Source organism: Peribacillus sp. SIMBA_075, assembly GCF_046534585.1.
In genome coordinates, this window is sequence record NZ_JAWRYN010000001.1 from 262,291 (window position 1) to 288,607 (window position 26,317).

Annotated in this window: 22 protein-coding genes; all 22 read left to right on the forward strand. The window is 41.6% G+C overall.

Translation table 11 applies throughout. The features are described from left to right. The first annotated feature begins 23 nt into the window (after positions 1–23). The 22 genes from dxr to dapG all read left to right on the forward strand — a co-directional run bounded on the left by dxr (position 24) and on the right by dapG (position 26,270). Positions 24–1,184 carry a 1-deoxy-D-xylulose-5-phosphate reductoisomerase gene (dxr, locus tag SB775_RS01345; RefSeq protein ID WP_410860314.1) on the forward strand — a complete coding sequence of 387 codons (1,161 nt, stop codon included), beginning with the start codon at positions 24–26 and terminating at the stop codon, positions 1,182–1,184. Between the two features lie 7 nt (positions 1,185–1,191). Next, positions 1,192–2,460, forward strand: a complete 1,269-nt coding sequence (rseP, locus tag SB775_RS01350) for an RIP metalloprotease RseP (RefSeq protein WP_089362493.1) — start codon at positions 1,192–1,194, stop codon at positions 2,458–2,460. Positions 2,461–2,737: 277 nt separating this feature from the next. Then, entirely contained in the window at positions 2,738–4,438 is a 1,701-nt protein-coding gene (locus SB775_RS01355) for a proline--tRNA ligase (protein WP_410860316.1), read from the forward strand. Positions 4,439–4,602: 164 nt separating this feature from the next. Then, the gene (locus SB775_RS01360) at positions 4,603–8,925 is read left to right on the forward strand and encodes a PolC-type DNA polymerase III (protein ID WP_410860317.1); all 4,323 of its coding nucleotides are present in this window, start codon (positions 4,603–4,605) and stop codon (positions 8,923–8,925) included. A gap of 193 nt (positions 8,926–9,118) precedes the next feature. After that, a complete protein-coding gene (gene rimP, locus SB775_RS01365; protein ID WP_061462441.1) occupies positions 9,119–9,592 on the forward strand; it encodes a ribosome maturation factor RimP in 474 nt (157 codons plus the stop codon). A 43-nt stretch (positions 9,593–9,635) separates the two neighbouring features. After that, complete coding sequence (gene nusA / locus SB775_RS01370; RefSeq protein WP_061462442.1) at positions 9,636–10,766, forward strand: transcription termination factor NusA; 1,131 nt, start codon at positions 9,636–9,638, stop codon at positions 10,764–10,766. Between the two features lie 17 nt (positions 10,767–10,783). Then, the gene (rnpM, locus tag SB775_RS01375) at positions 10,784–11,059 is read left to right on the forward strand and encodes an RNase P modulator RnpM (protein ID WP_061462443.1); all 276 of its coding nucleotides are present in this window, start codon (positions 10,784–10,786) and stop codon (positions 11,057–11,059) included. A gap of 4 nt (positions 11,060–11,063) precedes the next feature. Continuing rightward, positions 11,064–11,366, forward strand: a complete 303-nt coding sequence (locus SB775_RS01380; protein WP_057913377.1) for a YlxQ family RNA-binding protein — start codon at positions 11,064–11,066, stop codon at positions 11,364–11,366. A 19-nt stretch (positions 11,367–11,385) separates the two neighbouring features. Further along, positions 11,386–13,542, forward strand: coding sequence for a translation initiation factor IF-2 (infB, locus tag SB775_RS01385; RefSeq protein WP_061462444.1), 2,157 nt, complete (start codon positions 11,386–11,388; stop codon positions 13,540–13,542). Beyond that, a complete protein-coding gene (locus tag SB775_RS01390) occupies positions 13,539–13,820 on the forward strand; it encodes a DUF503 domain-containing protein (RefSeq protein WP_057913375.1) in 282 nt (93 codons plus the stop codon). The genes infB and SB775_RS01390 overlap by 4 nt, the downstream gene beginning before the upstream one ends. A 17-nt stretch (positions 13,821–13,837) precedes the next feature. Then, a complete protein-coding gene (gene rbfA / locus SB775_RS01395; protein ID WP_061462445.1) occupies positions 13,838–14,206 on the forward strand; it encodes a 30S ribosome-binding factor RbfA in 369 nt (122 codons plus the stop codon). A gap of 169 nt (positions 14,207–14,375) precedes the next feature. Further along, the gene (truB, locus tag SB775_RS01400; protein ID WP_089364990.1) at positions 14,376–15,296 is read left to right on the forward strand and encodes a tRNA pseudouridine(55) synthase TruB; all 921 of its coding nucleotides are present in this window, start codon (positions 14,376–14,378) and stop codon (positions 15,294–15,296) included. Positions 15,297–15,329: 33 nt separating this feature from the next. Then, positions 15,330–16,280 (forward strand): bifunctional riboflavin kinase/FAD synthetase, encoded by a 951-nt coding sequence (gene ribF, locus SB775_RS01405; RefSeq protein WP_410860320.1) that lies wholly within the window; start codon positions 15,330–15,332, stop codon positions 16,278–16,280. Between the two features lie 147 nt (positions 16,281–16,427). Then, positions 16,428–16,697: a 30S ribosomal protein S15 gene (gene rpsO / locus SB775_RS01410; RefSeq protein WP_061462448.1), complete on the forward strand. Its 270-nt coding sequence runs from the start codon at positions 16,428–16,430 to the stop codon at positions 16,695–16,697. 320 nt (positions 16,698–17,017) lie between these two features. After that, complete coding sequence (pnp, locus tag SB775_RS01415) at positions 17,018–19,135, forward strand: polyribonucleotide nucleotidyltransferase (protein ID WP_061462449.1); 2,118 nt, start codon at positions 17,018–17,020, stop codon at positions 19,133–19,135. Positions 19,136–19,292: 157 nt separating this feature from the next. Beyond that, positions 19,293–20,252, forward strand: a complete 960-nt coding sequence (locus SB775_RS01420; protein ID WP_061462450.1) for a polysaccharide deacetylase family protein — start codon at positions 19,293–19,295, stop codon at positions 20,250–20,252. Between the two features lie 46 nt (positions 20,253–20,298). Then, positions 20,299–21,525: a M16 family metallopeptidase gene (locus SB775_RS01425; protein WP_089364987.1), complete on the forward strand. Its 1,227-nt coding sequence runs from the start codon at positions 20,299–20,301 to the stop codon at positions 21,523–21,525. 162 nt (positions 21,526–21,687) lie between these two features. Then, positions 21,688–21,957 (forward strand): YlmC/YmxH family sporulation protein, encoded by a 270-nt coding sequence (locus SB775_RS01430; RefSeq protein ID WP_061462452.1) that lies wholly within the window; start codon positions 21,688–21,690, stop codon positions 21,955–21,957. 229 nt (positions 21,958–22,186) lie between these two features. Beyond that, the gene (gene dpaA / locus SB775_RS01435; RefSeq protein WP_089364991.1) at positions 22,187–23,089 is read left to right on the forward strand and encodes a dipicolinic acid synthetase subunit A; all 903 of its coding nucleotides are present in this window, start codon (positions 22,187–22,189) and stop codon (positions 23,087–23,089) included. Continuing rightward, the gene (locus tag SB775_RS01440) at positions 23,086–23,688 is read left to right on the forward strand and encodes a dipicolinate synthase subunit B (RefSeq protein WP_061462454.1); all 603 of its coding nucleotides are present in this window, start codon (positions 23,086–23,088) and stop codon (positions 23,686–23,688) included. Before dpaA ends, SB775_RS01440 begins: the two co-directional genes overlap by 4 nt. 204 nt (positions 23,689–23,892) lie before the next feature. Further along, positions 23,893–24,951, forward strand: coding sequence for an aspartate-semialdehyde dehydrogenase (gene asd, locus SB775_RS01445; RefSeq protein WP_061462455.1), 1,059 nt, complete (start codon positions 23,893–23,895; stop codon positions 24,949–24,951). Between the two features lie 98 nt (positions 24,952–25,049). Then, a complete protein-coding gene (gene dapG / locus SB775_RS01450; RefSeq protein ID WP_089364986.1) occupies positions 25,050–26,270 on the forward strand; it encodes an aspartate kinase in 1,221 nt (406 codons plus the stop codon). The last annotated feature ends 47 nt before the right edge of the window (positions 26,271–26,317 follow it).

Below are 26,317 nucleotides of genomic sequence, written 5' to 3' on the forward strand. Positions count from 1 at the left end.
ATATGAATTAGGAGATGAGCAATTTGAAAAACATCAGCCTTTTGGGCGCGACAGGTTCGATTGGTCAACAAACAGCGGATGTGGTGAGGTCACATCCTGACCAATTCAAGATAGTGGCTCTTTCTGCTGGAAAGAATATAGAATTGGTCAGGACTTATATACAAGAGTTTGAACCGAAACTAGTTTCGGTCCAGACGGAAGAAGACTATCATGTTTTGAAAAGTGAATTCTTCAGCCGCAAAGATATCGAGTTCATGTATGGCGATGAGGGACTGTCTGCTGTTGCTGTATATGATCAGGCGACAATATTGGTCAATGCCGTCATCGGAAGCGTGGGCCTTTATCCGACGCTTCAAGCGATAAAGGCTAAAAAAGATATTGCTATCGCCAACAAGGAGACTTTGGTAACGGCAGGTCATTTGGTCATAAGTGAAGCTAAAAAAGCGGGGGTTCGTTTGCTTCCGGTTGACAGCGAGCATTCCGCTATTTTTCAGGCATTGCAGGGTGAAAAGGAAAAAAATATAGAACGTCTTGTCATTACTGCTTCAGGTGGCAGTTTTCGCGATCGGACCAGGGGAGAATTGAAGGATGTAACGGTGGAAGAGGCATTGAACCATCCGAACTGGTCAATGGGAGCTAAAATCACGATTGATTCAGCATCAATGATGAATAAGGGTTTGGAAGTGATTGAGGCCCACTGGCTATTTGATCTTCCATACGATAAAATTGATGTATTGCTACATAAGGAGAGTATCATCCATTCCATGGTTGAGTTTCATGACTCCAGCGTGATTGCACAACTGGGAACACCGGATATGCGAGTGCCGATTCAATATGCACTTACTTATCCGGACCGTATTCCGTTGGCAGGACGCAAGCGACTGAATTTGGCTGAAGCAGGCAAACTGCATTTTAGCGATATGGATTTCACTAGATATCCTTGTTTGCAATTCGCCTATAAAGCGGGTAAAATGGGCGGAACGATGACTACCGTGCTGAATGCCGCCAATGAAGCGGCAGTCGCTGCTTTCTTATCTGGAAAGGTATCCTTCCTTGAAATTGAAACGTTAATTGAAAGAGCGCTGAATCAGCATTCCGTGATGGCCCTTCCGGATTTAGAAACGATTCAGGAAGTGGATAATATGACAAGGCAGTATATAGAATCTTTAGTGAAAGATAGGTGACCGGAACATGCAGACTTTAGAAACGATTATAGCGTTCATCATCATTTTTGGCGCTCTTGTATTTTTCCATGAGCTTGGACACTTAGTGTTTGCAAAGCGTGCCGGAATTTTATGCCGTGAGTTCGCAATCGGTTTCGGCCCAAAAGTATTCACATATAAAAAGAAGGAAACCGTTTATACCATTCGATTGCTACCGCTGGGCGGGTATGTGCGCATGGCTGGTGAAGATGCAGAGAATATAGAATTGAAGCCCGGCTATCGAGTAGGATTGATGTTTGATAATGAAGAGAATGTTACAAAAATCATTTTGAACAATAAAGATAAATATCCTGATATTCGTCTTGTGGAAGTTGAAGTGATTGACCTTGATCATAAGCTTATCCTTACTGGTTATGAAGAAGGTGAGGAAGATAATCTAAAAACGTTTACCATTCATGAAGAAGCGGTAATCGTTGAAAATGGTGTAGAGAACCAGATTGCTCCATATGACCGGCAATTTGCTTCAAAGTCGCTTGGGCATCGTTTCCTGACGATAGTAGCTGGACCAGCAATGAACTTTGTTTTGGCTTTTGTCATTTTTGTGTTGATCGGCCTGTTTCAAGGGGTCGTGGTGGATGAAGCGAAACTTGGTGAGCTGACTGCAGACGGTTCGGCTGTTAATGCCGGGTTAAAATCTGGTGATGTCATTCAATCCATAGAAGGGACGGAAGTCTCATCTTGGGAAGATGTTCAGGAAAGCATTCAAAAGAACCCTGGGCAAGAGATCGAGTTTGTCGTGGACAGGGACGGGAAAACGTTAGAAGTGCCGGTCATTCCACAAGAAGTGGAGAGGAATGGCAAGAAAATCGGGATTATCGGAGTTTACCCTCCAGTTGAAAAAGCACCGATTAAAGCTATACAATACGGTTTTACGGAAACATATTTTTGGACAAAACAAATTTTCATCATCCTTGGTGACCTCGTAACAGGTGGATTTACAATTGACAGCCTATCCGGTCCTGTAGGAATATATAAATCAACTGAAGAAGTAGCGAAACAAGGTTTATTCACGTTAATGAAATGGGCAGGGCTGCTGAGCATTAACTTGGGAATCATGAACTTGCTGCCGCTACCGGCATTGGATGGAGGAAGACTGTTATTCTTTGTTGTCGAATTCTTAAGAGGAAAACCGATCGATCGCCAAAAAGAAGGAATGGTTCACTTCATCGGCTTTGCTTTGCTGATGTTATTGATGATAGTCGTTACATGGAATGACATTCAGCGGTTCTTCTTATAAGACATGTTTGGATAAGGTAAAACAGGCCAGCAGATTTTTCTGTTGGCTGTTTCTTATCTCCAAGAAGGAATAGTCATTTCCTAGTTTTTTAACCGTTTTAGGGAAATAGTTTGTTTTCTAAGGAAATCGTAAGTATAATCGAGAATGAGTATATTAAATTAGCTTTTCTGAATAGCGCAGAAAGACTTTTTTGTATGATATGACCGTATTCATGCTGCAGTATGAATTTTACCGCAGCCGCAGTTTAATTTAAAGGAAATATTGAAGAGGTGCAGATATGAAACAAAGTATGACGTTAATCCCTACATTGAGAGAAGTGCCTGCAGATGCTGAAATCAAAAGTCATCAGCTTCTATTACGTGCAGGATTTATGAGACAAAACTCCAGCGGGGTTTACAGTTTTATGCCGCTTGGAAAAAAGGTGCTTCAAAAGGTTGAAGCGATCGTTCGGGAAGAGTTGGAGAATGCTGGTGCAGTAGAATTATTGATGCCTGCTTTACAACAAGCTGAATTCTGGCAGGAATCTGGACGCTGGTATACCTATGGTCCAGAGTTGATGCGCCTTAAGGACCGCAATAACCGTGAATTTGCGCTAGGTGCCACACATGAAGAAGTGATAACCAGCTTAGTTCGTGACGAGGTGAAATCATACAAGCGTCTTCCTTTAACGGTTTACCAAATCCAAACCAAATTCCGTGATGAAAAAAGACCGCGTTTCGGATTGTTGCGTGGACGTGAGTTCATCATGAAGGACGCTTATTCTTTCCATGCCAATCAAGAAAGCCTGGATGTTGTTTATAAAAATATATATGCGGCATATTCAAATATATTTAGCCGTTGTGGGTTGGACTTCCGTGCCGTCATTGCTGATTCTGGGGCGATGGGCGGAAAGGATACACACGAATTCATGGTCCTATCCGAAATAGGGGAAGATACCATCGCCTATTCTGATACTTCCGAATATGCAGCGAATATTGAAATGGCACCGGTGAGTGTAAAATATGAAAAAAGTTCCGAAGCACAAATTGCACTTGAAAAAATTCATACACCTGGCCAAAAATCTATTGAAGACGTGACTTCATTCTTAAATACAGATGCAGAGAAACTAATCAAATCGCTATTATTTAAAGTGGATGAAAAGTATGTGCTTGTATTGGTACGAGGGGATCATGAAGTCAATGATATCAAGCTGAAGAATTTCTATAACGCTTCAATCGTTGAATTGGTCGATCCGAATGAAACGAAAGAAGTCTTAGGATGTGCAATTGGATCCCTTGGACCAATCAATGTCACTTCTGATGTGGAAGTGATTGCCGATGTTGCCGTAGAAGCAATGGTTAATGGAATCTGTGGTGCAAATGAAGAGGACCATCATTATATGAACGTAAATCCCACTCGTGATTTTAACGTGGACAATTTTATAGACCTTCGTTTCATTCAAGAGGGTGACCCATCACCGGACGGAAACGGAAAAATTAAATTTGCCAAAGGAATTGAGGTAGGCCACGTATTCAAGCTGGGAACAAAATATTCCGAAGCTATGAATGCGACATTCCTAGATGAGAATGGACGGTCTCAGCCTATGATAATGGGCTGTTATGGAATTGGTGTTTCACGTACGCTTGCAGCTGTAGCTGAACAATTCAACGATGAAAAAGGATTGGTCTGGCCAGCGAATTTGGCACCATACCAAGTCCATTTGATTCCAATCAATATGAAGGATGAGGCTCAGGCTGTCCTGGCAGAAGATTTGTATAATGATCTAAAGGCACAAGGCATGGATGTTCTTATGGATGATCGTCAAGAACGTGCTGGCGTAAAATTTGCCGACTCTGACCTGATCGGTCTTCCTGTCAGGGTGACGGTCGGTAAAAAGGCATCCGAGGGAATCGTCGAAGTGAAAATCCGTAAAACGGGTGAGGTTCTTGAAATAGAAAGAGCTAAACTTATTCAAAAGCTTCAAGAAATACTTGGGTAATTTTAAAAATTGGGGAATTAGGCATCATTCAATTGGATGATGCCTTTTTTTTCATGGATTTAGATACTAGTGAAACACTCGTGATATGTTATAATAGCCTCTGATATCATAGTGAAAATGATAATGAATAATATCTTAGAGATAGTAGATAGGGGAGAGAGGAAATGGATCAAAATCCAAATAGCGGTAGAGAGAGATTTCAACTCCTGCTCCAGCAAATGGACTTGACTGAGGATGCCTTTGTGAATTATTTCATAGGTGCCGAAATTGATAAACTCTCAATCGAGAGGGAGTCCAAAAAATGGCATTTTGCCTTTAATATACCTGCATTAATTCCTTGCAGTGTTCATAAAAGACTTGCTACTCAATTAGCAAGTACGTTTTCCCATATTGCGAAGGTAACGTTCAACTTAAATGTGGCCAATCCGCAAGTGACGGAACAATTGGTAAAAGAATATTGGAAAAACTGCATTGGCGAGCTTGAAGGAATGTCTCCAGCCCTGTTGTCACTTCTGAATGAACAAGAGCCCGCAGTGAATGGATATAAACTTATCGTAAGCGCCCGGAATGATACGGAGGCTGGCCAATTGAAACGTAAGTACTCCGGCATCATTTCGAATATCTACCAAACTTTCGGTTTTCCCCCGTTGACTCTGGAAGCGGAAGTGAAGGAAACGGTTTCGAATCCTGATTACCAGAAGTTTTTAGAAGAGAAACAAAAGGAAGACGCGGAAAAGGGACTTGCTGCCTTAGTGGAAATGCAGAAAAAAGAATCGGAAAAAGGCGGCGACGAAGGCGTCTACGAAGGACCGGTTAAAATTGGCTATACGATTAAAGAAGATGCGGATTTCCGCAGAATCGAACAGATTATCGATGAAGAACGCAGGATTGCTGTCGAAGGATTCGTGTTTGATGCAGAAGTCCGTGAGTTACGCAGCGGACGGAGCCTCTTGACATTTAAAGTCACGGATTATACAAGCTCAATATTAGTCAAAATGTTTTCGCGTGATAAAGAGGATGCTGCCATACTTGCCCGAGTGAAAAAAGGGATGTGGGTACGTGCCCAAGGCAGTATCCAAAATGATACATTCGTACGTGACCTGGTAATGATCGCAAATGATATAAATGAAATTTCTAAACAAGGACGGCAGGATAAGGCACCTGAAGGTGAAAAGCGTGTAGAACTGCATATGCATACCCCGATGAGCCAGATGGATGCAGTGACGCCTACTTCTGCTCTTGTTGCCCAGGCTGCCAAGTGGGGGCATAAGGCTGTTGCCATTACGGATCACGCAGGTGCACAATCATTCCCTGAAGCTTATAGTGCCGGGAAAAAGAATGGTATTAAAATCCTTTATGGCGTCGAAGTGAACCTTGTGAATGATGGGGTGCCCATTGTTTATAATGAGGCGCATATTCCTTTGGCAGATGCCACCTACGTTGTGTTTGACGTAGAGACGACTGGTCTGTCAGCTGTTTATGATACGATCATTGAATTTGCTGCAGTGAAAATTCGTGACGGGGACATCATTGATAGATTTGAGTCATTTGCGAATCCGCATCACCCATTATCCAATACGACGATAGACTTGACTGGAATCACTGATGATCTCGTGGAAAATGCTCCAGAAGTCTCGGAAGTACTAGAAAAGTTCAAGAACTGGGCAGGCGATGCGATCCTTGTTGCCCACAACGCAGCCTTCGATATGGGCTTTTTGAATATAGGTTATAAAAACATGGGATATCCTAAAGCTTCCAATCCTGTTCTTGATACATTGGAACTTGGCCGTTTCTTATATCCGGAGTTTAAAAACCACCGGTTAAATACATTATGTAAAAAGTTCGATATTGATTTGACCCAGCATCATAGGGCCATTTATGATGCCGAAGCTACAGGTTACCTTATGCTGAAGATGCTGAAGGATGCAATGGAAAAAGAGATTACCCATCATGATCAGCTTAATGACAATATGGGTAAAGGAAACGCTTATCAGCGTTCCCGGCCATCCCATTGTACGTTGATCGCGCAAACACAGGCTGGCTTAAAAAACCTTTTCAAGTTAATTTCAATATCGCACATCGATTATTTTTATCGTGTTCCCCGGATACCGCGTTCACAACTTAAAAAGTATCGTGAAGGAATTTTGGTCGGATCGGGATGCGATAAAGGGGAAGTTTTTGAAGGGATGATGCAGAAGGGGTTTGAGGAAGTCGTCGAAATCGCAGAATTCTACGATTATCTTGAAATTCATCCGAAGGAAGTATATCAGCATCTGATTGATCTTGAATATGTCCGGGATGATAAATCGTTAGAAACGATCATCTCCAATATCGTCAAGCTTGGTGAAAAATTGGATAAGCCAGTCGTAGCGACGGGAAATGTACATTATTTGGATCCGAATGATAAAATTTACCGGAAAATCCTTGTAAATTCACAAGGTGGAGCAAACCCGCTGAATCGTCATAAGCTTCCTGACGTACATTTTCGGACAACTGATGAAATGCTACGGGAATTTTCCTTCCTTGGTTCAGAGAAAGCCAAAGAGGTCGTGGTAACCAACACCAATAAAATCGCTGATATGATTGATGAAATCAAGCCAATCAAGGATGAGCTATATACACCTAAAATTGAAGGTGCCGAAGAAGAGATGCGTGAGATGAGTTATGGCATGGCAAGGAAGATCTATGGAGAGAACCTGCCGGAAATCGTGGAAGCCCGTCTTGAGAAAGAATTGAAAAGCATCATTGGCCACGGTTTTGCCGTTATTTATTTAATTTCTCATAAACTAGTAAAAAAATCATTGAATGATGGTTATCTCGTTGGCTCAAGGGGATCGGTTGGATCATCTTTCGTTGCCACGATGACTGAAATTACGGAGGTAAATCCTCTTCCGCCACATTATGTATGTCCGGAGTGCAAGAAATCCGAATTCTTCAATGACGGTTCTGTAGGTTCGGGGTTTGACCTCCCAGATAAGGACTGTCCCGAATGTGGCATAGCTTATACAAAAGACGGGCATGATATCCCGTTTGAAACCTTCCTTGGATTTAAAGGAGATAAGGTTCCTGATATCGATTTGAACTTCTCTGGTGAATATCAGCCAAAGGCCCATAACTACACTAAAGTCTTATTCGGTGAAGAATATGTATATCGTGCGGGAACGATTGGTACTGTCGCTGAAAAAACGGCCTATGGATATGTAAAAGGGTATTCCGCTGATAATAACATTCATATGCGCGGAGCTGAGACTGATCGACTTGTTGCCGGTTGTACTGGGGTGAAACGGACGACAGGACAGCATCCAGGCGGAATAATCGTTGTACCTGATTATATGGATATTTATGATTTCACACCTATTCAATTCCCTGCTGATGACAGGAATTCCGAATGGAAAACAACTCACTTTGATTTTCATTCCATTCACGATAATATTTTGAAACTAGATATCCTTGGACATGATGATCCGACTGTGATCCGGATGCTTCAAGACTTAAGCGGCATCGATCCAAAGACCGTTCCCACAGATGATCCTGAAGTAATGAAAATATTCAGCAGTACCGAATCTTTAGGAGTTACAGAAGAACAGATCATGTGTAAAACGGGTACGCTCGGCATTCCCGAATTTGGAACGCGTTTCGTCCGGCAGATGCTTGAAGATACGAAACCTACGACATTTTCCGAGCTTGTTCAGATCTCAGGGCTTTCTCATGGTACCGATGTGTGGCTGAGCAATGCACAGGAACTGATCCACAACCGGATATGCACACTAAGTGAGGTTATAGGCTGTCGTGATGATATTATGGTTTATCTGATTTATCAAGGACTCGATCCATCCCTAGCGTTCAAAATTATGGAATCTGTACGTAAAGGGAAAGGGCTCTCGGAGGAGTTTGAAGAGGAAATGAGGAAAAATGAGGTGCCGGAATGGTACATCGATTCATGTAAGAAGATTAAATACATGTTCCCGAAAGCCCATGCTGCAGCATACGTCTTAATGGCTGTCCGGATAGCCTATTTTAAAGTGCATCTGCCTTTATTGTATTATGCAGCCTATTTCACAGTGCGTGCCGATGATTTTGAAATCGATGCCATGACACGGGGGCCGCAAGCAATAAAAACCAAAATGGAAGAAATTACTGTAAAGGGATTGGATGCATCCACAAAGGAAAAGAATACATTGACGGTTATTGAACTAGCTTTGGAAATGTGTGAACGCGGATATGCGTTCGCTAAAGTGGATTTGTACAAATCAAGTGCTGATCAATTCTTAATTGAAGGAAATACTTTGATACCGCCTTTCAATTCAATACCTGGTCTTGGAACGAATGCTGCCATCAATATCGTCAACGCACGCAAGAATGGTGAATTCCTCTCGAAAGAAGACCTACAACAACGGGGGAAGGTTTCGAAGACCATCCTTGAATACCTTGATAAACAAGGCTGTCTGGAGTCATTGCCTGAACAAAATCAGTTATCATTATTTTAAAGAGGAAACTGTTGTCAAAAAGGAAGAAACAGACATGGTATTTGCATAAATATCTTGATTATGGTATATTTTTATTGGAAATACTAAGAGGAACCAATGGCAAGAGTGGGGAAACCCACTCTTTCGTGTTGTATTGACCATTTAATTTTGAATCCGAAACCAAGCGCATACAACGCACGTATGGAGGAAACAAATGAGTAAAAAGGTAACGGAAGTTGTAGAGGAATTTGCATTACCAATTCTTGAAGAATTGCAGCTTGAATTAGTCGAAGTGGAGTATGTGAAGGAAGGTAAAAGCTGGTTCCTTCGAGTGTACATTGATAAAGAAACAGGCGTAGATATTGAAGATTGCGGAAATGTGAGTGAAAAACTCAGTGAAAAGCTTGATGAGGTTGATCCGATTCCACAAAATTATTTTCTCGAAGTTTCATCTCCCGGAGCTGAAAGGCCTCTGAAAAAAGAGAAGGATTTCCTTAAAGCTATCGGTAAAAATGTTTACATAAAAACATACGAGCCCATTTTAGATGAAAAAGAATTCGAAGGAATCTTAACCAGTTTCGATGGTAAAGAAGTGACACTCGAAGTCAGAATCAAGACAAGAAAGAAAACCATCGTCATACCATTCGAAAAGGTGGCCAAAGCAAGATTGGCGATTACCTTCTCTTAAGTCAAGCAAATCATTAATTTAAATATCCGTAAGGGGGATCACCATGGGCAATGAGTTATTGGATGCTCTCTATATTTTAGAAAACGAAAAAGGAATTTCCAGGGAAGTTTTGATCGACGCGATTGAAGCTGCTCTTATATCGGCATATCGCCGTAACTTTAACCAAGCACAAAATGTACGTATCGACTTGAACCTTGGTAAAGGAACTATGCGTGTATTTGCCAGAAAAGACGTTGTTGACGAAGTATTCGATTCACGTCTGGAAATTTCTGTTGAAGAAGCAAGAGCAATTGATCCCAACTACCAGTTAGAGGATATTGTCGAAATGGAAGTAACACCAAAGGATTTCGGCCGTATCGCTGCACAAACTGCAAAACAAGTCGTTACTCAAAGAGTGCGTGAAGCAGAACGAGGCATCATTTATGCCGAATTCATTGATCGGGAAGAGGATATCATGACTGGCATCGTTCAACGCCAAGATTCACGATTCATCTATGTGAGCCTAGGTAAAATCGAAGCTTTGCTCCCGGTGAATGAGCAAATGCCGAATGAACAGTATAAACCTCATGATCGCATTAAAGTTTTCATCACTAAAGTTGAAAAAACTTCTAAGGGCCCGCAAATTTTTGTATCCCGTTCACATCCTGGCCTTTTAAAACGTTTATTCGAAATCGAAGTGCCTGAAATTTTTGATGGAACAGTAGAAATTAAGTCAGTTGCCCGCGAAGCAGGCGACCGTTCAAAAATCTCCGTGCACTCAGATAACGAAGAAGTCGATCCTGTCGGTTCATGTGTAGGCCAAAAAGGACAACGTGTTCAGGCCATCGTCAATGAGTTGAAGGGTGAAAAAATCGATATCGTTAAATGGTCGGAGAATCCGGTCATTTTCGTTGCGAATGCTTTAAGCCCTTCAAAAGTACTTGAAGTTATCGTAAAAGAAGAGGAAAAGGCGACGACTGTGATCGTTCCGGATTATCAGCTTTCCCTGGCAATTGGTAAGCGCGGACAAAATGCCCGTTTAGCTGCCAAACTTACAGGCTGGAAAATTGATATCAAGAGTGAAACGGAAGCCCGCGAAGCTGGTATTTATCCAGTGGAAGAACAAGAATTCCTTTTGAGCAGAGATAGTTATGTTAATGAAGAGGAAACAGATTTCGAAGAGGATAACGAGTAATTCAGAGGTGAAAAAAGATGAATAGCCGAAAAAAAATCCCGATGCGTAAATGTGTGGCTACAGGTGAAATGAAGCCGAAGAAAGAACTCATTCGCATCGTTCGATCTAAAGAAGGGGAAGTCAGCCTTGATCCGACCGGAAAGAAATCGGGAAGGGGAGCTTATTTGACTCTTGATCGGGATGTTATCGAGCTGGCCAAAAAGAAAAACGTGCTGGCTAATCACCTTAGTACCCAAATCGATTCTTCCCTTTATGAACAATTGCTTGAATTAGTGAATAAGGAGAAAAACTAACACCATGACCCAACAACAATGGATGTCTCTATTAGGTTTGGCCAATCGGGCACGCAAGCTAATTTCGGGTGAAGAATTAGTGGTTAAAGAGATTAGAAGCGGTAATGCCAAAGTTGTTATTTTATCCGCGGACGCTTCAAAAAACACTGAAAAAAAAATATCTGATAAGTGCGCATTTTATCAGGTTCCTTTAAAAAGAGTCGAAAGCAGGTCTATGCTCGGCCATGCGATAGGTAAGGATGCTAGAGTTGCCGTCGCAGTTCTGGATGAAGGTTTTGCACAAAAACTCCGAACGCTGCTCGATTAAATTTTACGGGGGTGAACGTATGACAAAATTGCGTGTATATGAATATGCAAAACAAAAGAACGTTTCAAGCAAGGATGTAATAAATAAACTTAAAGAAATGAATATAGAGGTAACAAACCATATGACAGCATTAGACGATTCAACTGTAAATAAATTAAACGATTCAATTAAACCTAAAAACGAAGATAAAAGCCAAGCTGCTGAACCAAAGGCAAACGCTACGGTTGCAAAGTACGAAGCTGAAGCGGATGAAAAGAGCACAGTTAATAAAGAAAAACTGAAGAAGAAACCACCAGTTAAACCTGTAGGTACGAAAAAACCAACGGGGCAGTTTAACAGGGGCCGCAATAATAAGAATAAAAATAATAAACAAAGACAACAAGCCCCACAGGCTCCCGTTACAAAGCGTAAGGAAAGAGAACTTCCAGAGAAAATTACGTTTTATGAGTCTTTGACCGTTATGGAACTTGGTAAAAAACTTCATCGTGAACCTTCTGAAATCATTAAAAAGCTCTTTATGCTTGGTGTTATGGCTACAATCAACCAAACTTTGGATAAAGATGCAATTGAATTGATTTGTACAGAATACGGTGTAGTGGCCGAAGAAGAGATTCGTGTTGACCTGACCGACCTTGAGTCACTAGTCACTGAAGACGCTTCTGAAGATTTGATTGAACGTCCGGCTGTCGTAACGATCATGGGGCACGTTGACCATGGTAAAACGACATTGCTTGATTCTATACGCCATACAAAAGTTACAGAAGGCGAAGCAGGCGGAATAACTCAGCATATCGGTGCTTATCAAGTTAAAGTAAACGATAAGAAAATAACATTCCTAGATACACCAGGACATGCTGCTTTTACAACAATGCGTGCCCGCGGTGCACAAGTTACTGATATCACGATCCTGGTTGTTGCGGCGGATGATGGTGTTATGCCTCAAACGATTGAAGCGATTAACCATGCTAAAGCGGCAGAAGTACCAATTATCGTCGCTGTCAATAAAATGGATAAAGAAGCTGCCAATCCGGACCGTGTCATGCAAGAATTGACTGAACATGGTTTAGTTTCTGAAGCTTGGGGCGGAGACACAATTTTCGTACCAATTTCAGCTAAAAACGGTGAGGGTATCGATAGCTTGCTTGAAATGATTCTTCTTGTCAGTGAAGTGGAGGAGTATAAAGCGAATCCATCTCGTAAAGCAAATGGAACGGTTATCGAAGCGCGTTTGGATAAAGGTCGCGGATCGGTTGCTACTTTGCTTGTTCAAAACGGTACGTTGAAAGTCGGAGATCCGATTGTTATCGGTAATACATTCGGCCGTGTCCGTGCTATGCTTAACGATCTTGGACGCCGTGTTAAGGATGCAGGTCCTTCAACACCGGTTGAAATCACTGGATTGAACGAAGTACCACAAGCCGGTGATCGTTTCATCGTCTTTGAAGATGAGAAAACGGCCCGTCAAGTTGGGGAAGTGCGTGCACAGAGACAACTTGCTTCACAACGTAATGAAAAATCCCGTGTAACCTTAGATACATTGTTCGAGCAAATGAAAGAAGGGGAAATTAAAGAATTGAACATCATTCTAAAAGCGGATGTTCAAGGTTCTGCGGAAGCAGTAGCCGCTTCCCTGAATAAAATAGAAGTGGAAGGCGCTAAAGTGAAAATCATTCACACTGGCGTCGGTGCAATTACAGAGTCTGACATCATCCTTGCTACAGCTTCCAATGCAATCGTCATCGGATTTAACGTCCGTCCTGACGTGAATGCAAAGCGTGCAGCTGAATCAGAAAATGTTGATGTCCGCCTACACCGCATCATCTATAAAGCGATCGAAGAGATCGAGTCGGCTATGAAAGGGATGCTTGATCCTGAATTCGAAGAAAAAATTATCGGTCAGGCTGAAGTTCGTACTACTTTCAAAGTATCTAAAGTAGGTACGATTGCCGGTTCATATGTCACAGAAGGAAAAATTACACGTGATAGCGGTATTCGCTTAATTCGTGAAGGTGTCGTCATTTACGAAGGTGAAATTGATGCATTGAAACGTTTTAAAGATGATGTAAAAGAAGTGGCAACGAACTATGAGTGCGGTATTACCATTAAAAATTACAACGACCTTAAAGAAGGCGATGTAATCGAAGCTTATGTAATGGAAGAGATTGAACGTAAATGATCGTTGGCTCTGTCCAATGTGAATGCATCATCCATGACACCCATTCATTGAAAGAAAAACGGGCCGTGCTCCAGCGTGTCATGACACGGCTTAAACAGAAGTTCAATATTTCTGTAGCCGAGACCGATTTTCAGGATTTATGGCAGCGGACAAAGATTACTATCGTAACCGTAACATCCTCAAGGAAGGCTACAGAGCGGGAACTTCAAAATGCCCTTAAATTTCTAGATTCTTTTCCGGAACTAGAGCGAACAATAACAGATATAGACTGGCTTTAGGCTATCGAGGTGATATTATGAGCCTTCGTTCAAATCGTGTTGGCGAACAAATGAAAAAAGAGCTGAGTGAAATTATCGGCCGAAAAATTAAAGATCCAAGAATCGGATTTGTAACTGTGACGGATGTTGAGGTTACAGGCGATTTACAGCAGGCAACAGTTTATATTTCCGTTTTGGGTGACCAGGAACAACGGGAGAAAACCCTGCAAGGCCTAGCAAAGGCAAAAGGATTCATGCGTTCAGAAATTGGGCAAAGAATCCGCCTGCGCAAGACCCCTGAGCTGTTTTTTGAATTTGATGAATCAGTTGATTATGGTAACCGTATCGAGTCGTTGATTTCCCAAATCAATTCAGAGGACAAACCGGCTGAAAAAGACGAAGAATAAGCAAGCAGTAAAAGGAGGCCGACTCAAAAAGTGCTTTGCACTTCTTGAAGTCGGTCTCTTTTTTTTGAAAATGAAATATTTAAAAATCAAAAAAACACCTTTCGGAATTGAAATTTATTTTGCTTCATGATAACCGTTTAGGGTGTTTTATAAATGATGAGGTGAAAGCGTGAACGGTATTCTTCCATTATGGAAACCCAAGGGATTGACATCCCATGATTGTGTTTTTAAATTAAGAAAGATTTTAAAGACGAAAAAGGTTGGGCATACAGGTACTTTAGATCCCGATGTAACAGGGGTTTTACCTATTTGTATTGGCAGGGCAACTAAAATTGCTGAATATTTGACAGAAGCCGGCAAAGCGTATGAAGGGGAAGTGACCCTTGGTTTTTCAACGACAACTGAAGACGCAAGCGGTGAAAAAGTGGAAGAGAAAAAGGTTGAACAAGTGATTCCGCGTGAACGAATTCTAGAGATGCTCGAATCATTGACTGGGAAAATTGAACAGACTCCGCCAATGTTTTCGGCTGTTAAGGTAAACGGGAAGAAGTTATATGAATATGCTCGTGCAGGAGTAGAAGTGGAGAGGCCGACAAGAGAGGTCTCCATCTATGAAATTACCCTTCTCGATGATCGTTCTGAATTCAAAGGGGAAACCATTTCTTTCCGTTTTCGCGTCAAGTGCAGCAAAGGTACGTATATTCGGACACTTGCTGTCATGATGGGTGAAGAATTGGGGTTTCCTGCCCATATGTCAGATTTAACCCGTATTGAATCAGCAGGTTTTAAGCAAGAGGATTGTTTTACATTTGCTGAGGTGGAAGCATTCATGGAAACCGAACGAACTGATGGTTTTCTGTTGCCCTTGGAGCGGGGATTGTTTCATTTGCCCAAATTTCAGATTAGTGATAAAGTAGCAAAGAAAGTACTTAACGGTGCGGTATTGGAACAAACAGAGGATGTCATTGTTGAAAAAGGTACGCCTTTTGTGATGGTCGACCCATCCGGTAAGGCGATTGCCATTTATCAAATACATCCGACAAAAGTGGGGTTAATTAAACCTGTAAAAGTATTGGCACAAGAATTATAGACCGTTTTACCGTCGGAAAGAGGAGATTGAAAGGTGAAAGTGATCGCAATAGAGCATCCTCATCAATTTAAATCGGATGATTTTCCTGAGCTTGTAATGGCGCTTGGATTTTTTGATGGTATACATAAAGGACATCAGATTGTTATTCAAACCGCCAAGCAAAAAGCCGATGAAATGAATCTTAAGTCAGCAGTCATGACATTTGACCCGCATCCTTCAGCAGTACTGGGGAGGAAAACGGAAAATATCCGCTATATTACTCCACTTGAAGATAAGGTGGATATCATAGAGTCGATGGAGATAGATTATTTATTCATAGTCCATTTCAGCAAGGAATTTGCTTCGGTACTGCCGGAACGGTTCGTTGACGAATACATTGTCGGGCTGAATGTCCGTCACGTCGTAGCAGGCTTTGATTATTCATACGGTCGCTATGGTCAAGGGTCAATGAAAGATTTGCCTGTTTACGCCCAAGGAAGGTTTTCTCAGACTGTCGTTGAAAAACAGACACTTGAAGATGAAAAGGTTAGTTCGACGAGAATCAGGGAAACTCTCGGTAATGGCAACTTTTCCGACTTTTATCATTTGGCTGGCCGGCGCTATTTAACGAAAGGGCATGTCATCCACGGAGAAAAACGGGGCAGGAAGTTGGGATTCCCCACCGCTAATATTGAAGTAAGTGACGATTATATCTTCCCTGCTGCAGGCGTATATGCCGTCAGGATCAAAATAAGCGGTAAATGGTATTGCGGAGTTTGCAATGTCGGTTACAAACCTACGTTCCACGAAGAAAAGCCTAAATACCCTACTGTGGAGGTCCATGCCTTGGAGTTCTCAAGAGATATATATGGCGATCAGGTTTCGGTTGAATGGCATACAAGGCTTCGGAGTGAGCAGAAATTTTCCGGACTTGAAGCATTGGTCGCTCAGATCGAAACGGATAAGCAAAATGCAATAGTCTATTTTTCAAAACTGAAAGCATAAAAAGGGCAGTAATAGACAAGACTTGCAATTTTAATGAAAAACATGTATTCTATTGTATGTATGAAAATAACCATTGCTTGGCTAGTCGAGACTCCGACGCTGGCTCGGTAATAGGTGATTTTACAGAATTTTAGGAGGAATAATAACATGGCAATTACACAAGTACGCAAAAACGAACTTATCGCTGAGTTCAGAACTCACGATACTGACACTGGGTCTCCAGAAGTTCAAATCGCAGTTTTAACAGAAGAAATCAACAACTTGAACGGTCACTTACGCACACATAAAAAGGACCATCATTCACGTCGCGGTCTTCTTAAAATGGTAGGTAAACGTCGTAATCTTTTAACTTACCTACGTAACACAGACGTTACTCGTTACCGTACACTAATTAACAAATTAGGTCTACGTAGATAATTTTTTCAGGAAGGCGGGAAATTTCCCGCTTTTTTGATGTTAATCAAATGATTTGGACGTGTTCTACTTAAAGGCTGAGCCTTCGTCCTTGGGACTCGGCAGGAGCCGGGTCCTTTTCCATTTATAAATGATCAGGATATACATAATCAAATGAATGAAATTTTTATTCATTTTACTGTTAATGCTTGTTTTTTTCGTGCATAATAGGAATAGTTTGGTTTTAACTCGAGTTCAGTTACTTTCACATATAAATGATTTAATCCAATACAGGTTTAGGTAAACTAAGCCTTTAAGTGAAGATTCAGAGAGGGGTTTAATAAATGGGACAGGAAAAACATACGTATTCATTTGACTGGGCCGGCCGTAATGTAACGGTAGAGATAGGGCAATTGGCCAAACAAGCGAACGGAGCAGTTTTAGTCCGTTATGGAGAAACTGCTGTATTAAGTACAGCAACAGCTTCGAAAGAGCCGAGAAATGTCGACTTCTTCCCTTTGACAGTCAACTACGAAGAAAGACTTTATGCAGTCGGCAAAATTCCAGGTGGCTTCATCAAACGTGAAGGCCGACCAAGTGAAAGGGCAATTCTTGCAAGCCGTTTAATTGATCGTCCAATCCGCCCGCTATTTGCTGACGGCTTCAGGAACGATGTTCAGATCATCAGCATGGTCATGAGTGTCGATCAAGATTGCTCTTCTGAAATGGCAGCGATGCTTGGATCATCCCTTGCACTTTCAGTTTCCGATATTCCATTCGAAGGTCCAATTGCTGGAGTTGTAGTAGGAAGAATCAATAATGAATTCATGATTAACCCTACTGTTGACCAACTTGCAAAAAGTGACATCAATTTGACGGTTGCCGGTACTAAAGATGCTATCAACATGGTTGAAGCCGGAGCTAATGAAGTACCAGAGGAAACCATGCTTGAAGCAATCATGTTTGGACATGATGAAATCAAGAAAATCATTGCATTCCAAGAGAAAATCGTTGCTGAAATCGGCAAGGAAAAAATGCAGATCGCTTTATATCAGGTGGATGCAGAGCTGGAAGCAGAAGTGAAAGGCCTATGTGAAGCCGACTTGAACAAAGCTGTACAAGTTCAGGAAAAACATGCTCGTGAAGACGCGATTAAAGAAGTGAAAGATCGTGTATTGGCTCATTATGAAGAAGAAACTGATGAAGCTAAATTAAAACAAATCAAAGAAATCCTGAATAAATTGGTCAAATCTGAAGTACGCCGTTTAATTACGGAAGAAAAAGTGCGTCCGGATGGCCGTAATCCTGACGAAATCAGACCATTATCTTCAGAAGTTACCATTCTGCCCCGTACACATGGTTCTGGATTGTTCACACGCGGACAAACCCAAGCACTATCCATCTGTACTTTAGGTGCACTTGGTGATGTGCAGATTCTGGATGGGCTTGGAACCGAAGAGTCAAAACGTTTCATGCACCACTATAACTTCCCACATTTCAGTGTTGGTGAAACTGGTCCTATCCGTGGAGCAGGTCGCCGTGAAATTGGTCATGGTGCACTTGGTGAAAGAGCATTGGAACCTGTCATTCCAAACGATAAAGACTTCCCTTATACAATCAGACTTGTTTCAGAAGTGCTTGAATCAAACGGTTCAACTTCCCAAGCAAGTATCTGTGCAAGCACTTTGGCAATGATGGATGCTGGTGTTCCATTGAAGGCTCCAGTTGCCGGTATTGCAATGGGCCTTGTCAAAACTGGTGAGCACTATACAATCTTAACGGATATTCAAGGTATGGAAGATCATCTTGGAGATATGGACTTTAAAGTCGCAGGTACCTCAAAAGGTGTTACTGCCCTACAAATGGACATTAAGATTGAAGGTCTATCAAGAGAGATCCTTGAAGAAGCTTTACTTCAAGCCAAACACGGCCGGATGCATATTTTGGAGTCAATGATGTCAACAATCAATCAACCGCGTGAGCAGTTATCCAAATATGCTCCTAAAATCGTTACAATGTCTATAAATCCGGATAAAATCCGTGATGTCATTGGACCGAGCGGAAAACATATCAATAAAATCATTGAAGAAACTGGCGTGAAAATCGACATCGAGCAAGATGGAACGGTATTCATATCTTCTACAGATGAACCAATGATTCAAAAAGCGAAGAAAATCATTGAGGATATCGTACGTGAAGTCGTAGTCGGCGAACTATACTTAGGTAAAGTGAAACGTATTGAAAAGTTCGGTGCTTTCGTTGAAATCTTCAATGGTAAAGACGGTTTGGTGCATATTTCCGAACTGGCTGAAGAAAGAGTCGGAAAAGTGGAAGATGTCGTTTCACTTGGCGATGAGTTATTGGTTAAAGTTACTGAGATTGATAAGCAAGGAAGGGTAAACCTTTCCCGTAAAGCGGTCCTGAAAGAGCAAAAAGAGGCAGCTAACCCTTCTCAATCGTAATAGAAATGAAATTCCGGCATGCGATTCTTTGTGAATCTGCATGCTTTTTTTTGTAAAAAGCATTGGGATAATACATAGCCTGAATGGCATTAATAGTATGTCATGTTCTACCTTGTCCGTTTTCTTCATACATTTTGGTATGAAGGGGGCGTAAAAAATGAATAATAAATGGAAGCAGATAGTTGCGATAAGTGCCATTGCAGGTATATCATGGTTATTAGTGCAAAATCCATATACACAAATTTATTTGACCCAATTAACAGATCATTCAGTTGCTTCAATGAAGCAAGAAGATGAGCTTCTTTTACAAATAAAAGAATCAACAAAAAAATATGAGATTGCACCAGAGGATGCACGAATAGATTCGGTATGGAAAACCATTCCTGCATATAATGGCCTGAAGGTAAATATTGATGATTCGTATAAAGCCATGAAGAAGGAGGGTGTGTTCGATAAGGATAAGCTGGTATTTCAGCAGGTCCCTGCAAAGATACACTTAGAGGATCTGGATCCGGCTCCGATTTACCGGGCCCATCCCAAAAAGCCGGTGGTTTCATTTTTAATCAATGTGGCCTGGGGGAATGAATACTTACAAGATATGTTGGCTGTGCTGAAAGAGAATAATGTCAAGGCCACTTTTTTCCTTGAAGGTAATTGGACCAAGAAAAATCCAGATTTGGCCAAGATGATTAAGGGTGGCGGGCATGAAATAGGAAATCATTCTTATTCACATCCCGATATGAAAAACATATCCGCACAAGCTACACGTGAGGAAATTCGAAAAACGAACGAAGTCATTGAAGCGGTGACAGGTTCGAAGATGAAATGGTTCGCGCCACCAAGTGGCAGCTACCGGGATGAAACGGTGAAAATCGCGGATTCTTTCGGTCTGGAAACAGTCATGTGGAGTGTGGATACGATCGACTGGCAAAAACCAAGCCCTGAAGTCCTACAACAACGAGTGCTTTCTAAGGTACACCCAGGAGCATTTATTTTAATGCATCCGACGGAATCTACTGCAAAATCATTGGAAACGTTAATAATTGAAATAAAAAAGAAAGACCTGGATGTTGTTACCGTTTCGGAAGCTGTAGATGAAGAGCGATCGAATCCATAATGTTTTGGTTACGATAGCAGCATAGAATGATTGGGAGGAATGTTAGTTGATTAAGAAATACACGTGTCAAAATGGAGTTAGAATTGTATTGGAAAATATTCCAACAGTACGCTCAGCAGCAATTGGAGTATGGATCAAAACAGGTTCACGAAATGAAACACCTGAATTGAATGGGGTTTCACATTTCCTGGAGCATATGTTCTTTAAAGGGACAACTACGAGGAATGCGCGTGAAATTGCCGAGTCGTTCGATAGTATTGGCGGACAGGTAAATGCATTCACTTCAAAAGAGTATACATGCTATTATGCTAAAGTAATGGATAACCATGCAAGCTATGCGCTTGAAATACTTGCCGATATGTTCTTCAATTCAACATTTGATGGGGAAGAATTGAAAAAAGAAAAAAATGTAGTCTACGAAGAAATCAAAATGTACGAAGACACACCGGATGACATTGTCCATGACCTCTTAAGCAAGGCGGTTTATGAAAATCATCCTCTTGGCTATCCAATACTAGGGACGGAAAATACCCTTGAAACATTCAATAGTGATACATTGAAAAAATACGTCCATGATATGTATACACCTGATAAAGTAGTGGTTTCCATTGCGGGTAATGTGGATGAAAAATTGATTCAAGAGGTCGAAAGCTACTTTGGGTCGTATCAAGGTGGGGAAGATCGTCTTGAGTTGGTGAAACCTTCCTTTCATCAAAATAGGATCACCCGTAAAAAAGAAACAGAACAAGCCCACTTATGCCTTGGTTACAAAGGATTGGAAATCGGCAATGATAAAACATACAGCTTAATTACCTTGAATAATATTCTTGGAGGAAGCATGAGTAGCCGCCTATTCCAGGACGTCAGGGAACAACGCGGCCTTGCCTATTCCGTGTACTCCTATCATTCCAGCTATCAAGATAGCGGTTTGGTGACAGTCTATGGGGGGACAGGCACAAATCAACTCGACAGCCTATATGAAACCATTCAGGAAACACTGGATACATTAAAGAGGGATGGCATTACAGAAAAGGAATTACGAAATAGTAAAGAACAGCTTAAAGGAAGCTTGATGCTCAGCCTTGAAAGCACGAATAGCCGGATGAGCCGAAACGGAAAAAATGAACTTATGTTGGGTGAGCACCGTTCCCTTGATGATATTATCATCAAAATTGACGAGGTGACAGAGGATACCGTCAATGAACTGGCAAACCAGATATTTACGGAACATTCCTTGTCATTAGTGAGCCCGTTGGAAAACTGGGACAAATAAAAACGAACAAGCCTGCACCTTCCCTTTTATTAATGGGAGGTCAGGCTTTTTTTATAATGGAAGGGCCGGGACGGTGTTATGGACAATATTTAGATAAATGCCTTCTAAGTTCCCCTTTTTCGGATATAGATTGAATAGAAGGTGAAAAAGGGGGAGCTATAATTGAGATTGAGCGAACTGAGCGGTAAGGAAATAGTCGATGTGAATAGGGCGGAAAGATTGGGAATCCTTGGTCAGACGGATTTGGAAATAGATGAAACTGGACAAATTACCACGTTGATCATCCCTTCTGTCAAATGGTTCGGCCTTTTAAGGAATGGCAGTGAAATAAGAGTGCCATGGGAACATATAAAAAAAATCGGATCGGATATGGTCATCATTGATTTTCAGGAAGGACTTTCACTTAAAGATGGAGAGCAAATGGACGGGTGAAGACCTCACACTCCATTCTCCTTGGAATGTCTGGATATGGTCTCTCGAAAACGCCTTAGCTGGCAATGGCTAAGGCGTTTTTTCTTTTCTTATCACCGTTTTTTAAGTGAAAACATAAGATGGCAGGGTAACTAGAGAATGTAGCAAAAACCGAGTTGCTTCTTGAGGGAAGTTTATCATGAGGCGGGGAATGTTTAGGATCTTTTATATAAAGAAGGTGACGGTTTTAATGCTCACAGGCATGCAAATCGCTGTAATTGGTGGAGATGCGCGTCAGCTTGAAGTTGTCCGTAAACTGACGGAGCTTGATGCGAAGCTATTATTGGTAGGGTTTGAACAGCTCGACCATGCTTTTACCGGTGCGGTTAAGGAAAAAATGAAAGATATAAATTTCAACGAAATTGATTCTGTTATTTTACCTGTCCGGGGCACGGATTCAGATGGCAAAGTGGAAACGATCTTTTCCAGTGAAGAGGTTGTTTTGACTGAAGAAATGATAAAAAAGACCCCGGCACATTGCATTTTTTATGCAGGAATCAGTAACGATTACCTCAATGGGATATTTAAGAAAGCGGATCGTAAACTTGTGCTATTGTTCGAACGTGATGATGTGGCTATTTATAATTCCATTCCCACTGTAGAGGGTGCGATCATGATGGCCATTCAACATACGGATTTTACTATCCATGGATCGAATGTAGCCGTTCTTGGGCTGGGAAGGGTCGGTATGAGTGTAGCCCGGTCATTCCAGGCCCTTGGAGCAAAAGTGAAGGTGGGGGCAAGAAAAAGCGAAGATATTGCGAGGATCAGTGAAATGGCACTAACCCCTTTTCATTTAAATGATCTTGCTGAAGAAATGAAAAATGTTGATATATGTATCAATACGATTCCTTTTCCGATAATTACCGCAAGAGTTATATCCAATATGCCCGTTCATACATTAATCATCGACCTTGCTTCAAAACCAGGGGGGACGGATTTTCGTTACGCTGAAAAAAGGGGAATTAAAGCGCTGTTGGCACCGAGCCTACCGGGTATAGTTGCCCCGAAAACGGCTGGTCAGATATTAGCAAATGCACTGGGACTATTGATTCAAGGCGAGTTTATGAAAAGGAAGGGGAAAAAACTATGAGTCTCCAAGGGAAACGGATCGGTTTCGGATTAACAGGATCACATTGCACATATGATGAAGTATTTCCTGAAATAGAAAAACTTGTAAATGAAGGGGCGGAAGTCATTCCAATCGTAACATCGACTGTACAGAACACGGAAACACGTTTTGGAAAGGGCGAGGACTGGATCGAAAGGATTGAAACATTGACGGGGAATCATGTCGTTGATACAATCGTCAAAGCAGAGCCATTAGGGCCTAGATTGCCACTTGATTGCATGGTAATCGCTCCTTTAACGGGTAACTCAATGAGTAAAATGGCAAATGCTCTTACCGATTCGCCTGTACTTATGGCTGCAAAAGCGACGATGAGAAATCACCGTCCAGTTGTGGTCGCTATATCAACGAATGATGCACTTGGGTTAAATGGTGTCAATCTAATGAGGCTGATGGCAGCAAAAGATATTTATTTTGTTCCATATGGCCAGGATAATCCAATAGGCAAGCCAAGTTCCATGGTTGCAAGGATGAGTATGATAAGGGATACGATCGTTGCGGCACTGGAAAGGGAACAGGTTCAACCGGTCATCGTCGAAAGGTTCAAGGATGATATAGACTAAAACAAGTTTTCAGGCACGCTCCCGCTTTCACATATATGCATAATTTTGTAGTGTAAAGTTATAAAAAACCACTCCACTACCAGAATATTTTGTTAAAGTCCGACCCTTTGGAATGTTAATGTGATAAAATAAATGATATTCTGAACAAGAAGAGTAAATCCAACTATAAACTAATTTTAAGAGATAGAAAAGGAGTATGTATAAATGACTGAGACACAGGGATTGCGTATTGCAGTTGTGGGAGCAACTGGAGCAGTAGGACAACAAATGATTTCAACACTCGAACAAAGGGACTTACCGATTAAGAAAATCATCTTTTTATCATCGGCTCGTTCCGCTGGAATCAAACTTAAGTTTAAGGGCGAAGAAATCGAAGTGCAGGAAGCAAAACCTGAAAGCTTTGAAGGCATCGATATCGCATTATTCAGTGCTGGAGGAAGCGTGTCTAAGGAATTGGCTCCAGAAGCAGTGAAACGCGGAGCAATAGTAGTGGATAACACCAGCGCGTTCCGCATGGATGAAAATGTGCCGCTAGTCGTGCCTGAAGTAAACGCTGAAGACTTGAAACTGCATAATGGGATCATTGCGAACCCGAATTGTTCAACTATCCAAATGGTTGTGGCATTAGAACCTATCCGCCAGACATACGGATTATCAAAAGTTGTCGTCTCTACCTATCAGGCTGTTTCGGGTGCAGGGGCTGCAGCGATAAATGAATTAAAAGAACAAGCTCGCAACTTGCTTGATGAAAAAGAAATAGATCCGAAAATTTTACCGGTGAAGGGGGACGAAAAGCATTATCAAATCGCTTTTAACGTCATTCCCCAAATCGATAAATTCCAAGAAAATGGTTACACATTCGAAGAGATGAAAATGATCAATGAAACAAAGAAAATCATGCATATGCATGACCTTCCAGTAGCTGCAACATGCGTAAGGCTTCCTGTTGTAACAGGTCATTCAGAATCTGTTTACATTGAAGTTGAAAAAGAAGGCGTAGCGGCTTCTCAAATCAAAGATTTGATGAGGATGGCGCCTGGAATAGTGTTAGAAGATGAACCGGAACAACAAATTTACCCAACGCCTGCTTCATCCGTCGGCAAGAATGATGTATTCGTCGGTCGGATCCGCAAAGATTTGGATGAAGATAAAGGCTTCCATTTATGGGTGGTTTCCGATAATCTATTAAAAGGAGCAGCTTGGAATTCTGTTCAAATTGCTGAAAGCCTTTTGAAATTAGGTTTAGTTACAGTTAAGGATTAATTTATTCTTAACGAACTTGAAAATTAATTTCCTATAGGATAGAGAGTTTTTGTCAGCTTCCCTAATCGGGAAGCTGGCTTATATTTGGGGTGCATATTATGAAAATTATCGTCCAGAAATACGGTGGGACATCCGTTCGTGATGAGAAAAGCCGTTCATTTGCAAAAGGGCATATTGAAAATGCGATCAAAGAAGGGTATAAAGTGGTGGTTGTGGTTTCAGCAATGGGAAGAAAAGGCGATCCCTATGCAACGGATACCTTACTTTCTTTAGTAAATGGAGCAAAAGCCAGCCTTTCAAAACGAGAACAGGATTTACTTATGTCAGTAGGGGAAACGATATCTTCTGTCGTGTTTACGAACATGCTGTTGGAACACGGTATTGAAGCCGTCGCCTATACTGGAGCTCAAGCGGGGTTCTTGACGAATTCCGACTATTCCAGTGCGAAAATAATCGAAATGAAATGTGACCGTCTCATGAAGGAACTGGAATTGAAGGATGTTGTCGTTGTAGCAGGATTCCAGGGAGCAGCTAAAAATGGGGATATCACCACCATTGGCCGTGGTGGAAGTGACACTTCAGCTGCTGCATTAGGTGCTGCTTTGCAAGCTGAGCGGGTCGATATTTATACGGATGTGGAAGGAATCATGACGGCAGATCCACGTATTGCCGATCAAGCTCGTCCATTATCAATCGTTTCATATACGGAAGTTTGCAATATGGCATATCAAGGGGCTAAAGTGATTCATCCGCGAGCTGTTGAAATTGCCATGCAGGCCAAAGTCCCGATTCGGATAAGGTCAACATACAGCGAAGGTTTGGGAACACTTGTTACAAGTGTGAACAAGGAAAGCCAGGGTAGTGACATACGTGAAAGGCTTGTAACCGGGATTGCCCATGTTCCAAAAATCACTCAAATCAAGGTGCGTGCAAAAAAAGATCAATACAATCTACAAGCAGAAGTTTTTAAAGCAATGGCCAATGCCTCCATTTCAGTGGATTTTATAAATATTTATCCAAGTGGCGTGGTTTATACAGTTTCGGAAGAGATGACAGAACTGGCCCTCTCGATTTTGGCCGAGCTTGGTCATGAACCGGTCATTGAACGAAATTGTGCCAAAGTTTCCGTAGTCGGTGCAGGCATCAACGGAGTGCCAGGCGTTGCAGCGAAGATTGTCACAGCGCTTTCCGAGAAGGAAATTGCCATACTTCAGTCTGCAGACAGCCATACGACTATTTGGGTACTCGTAAAAGAAGAAGATTTAATTGAAGCTGTTAATTCACTGCACGATGCATTTCAACTGCATGAAGTCCACTAATCATGGTTTTTTAATAAATAAAGGTTTTAAAAAATAAAGAGGTGTTA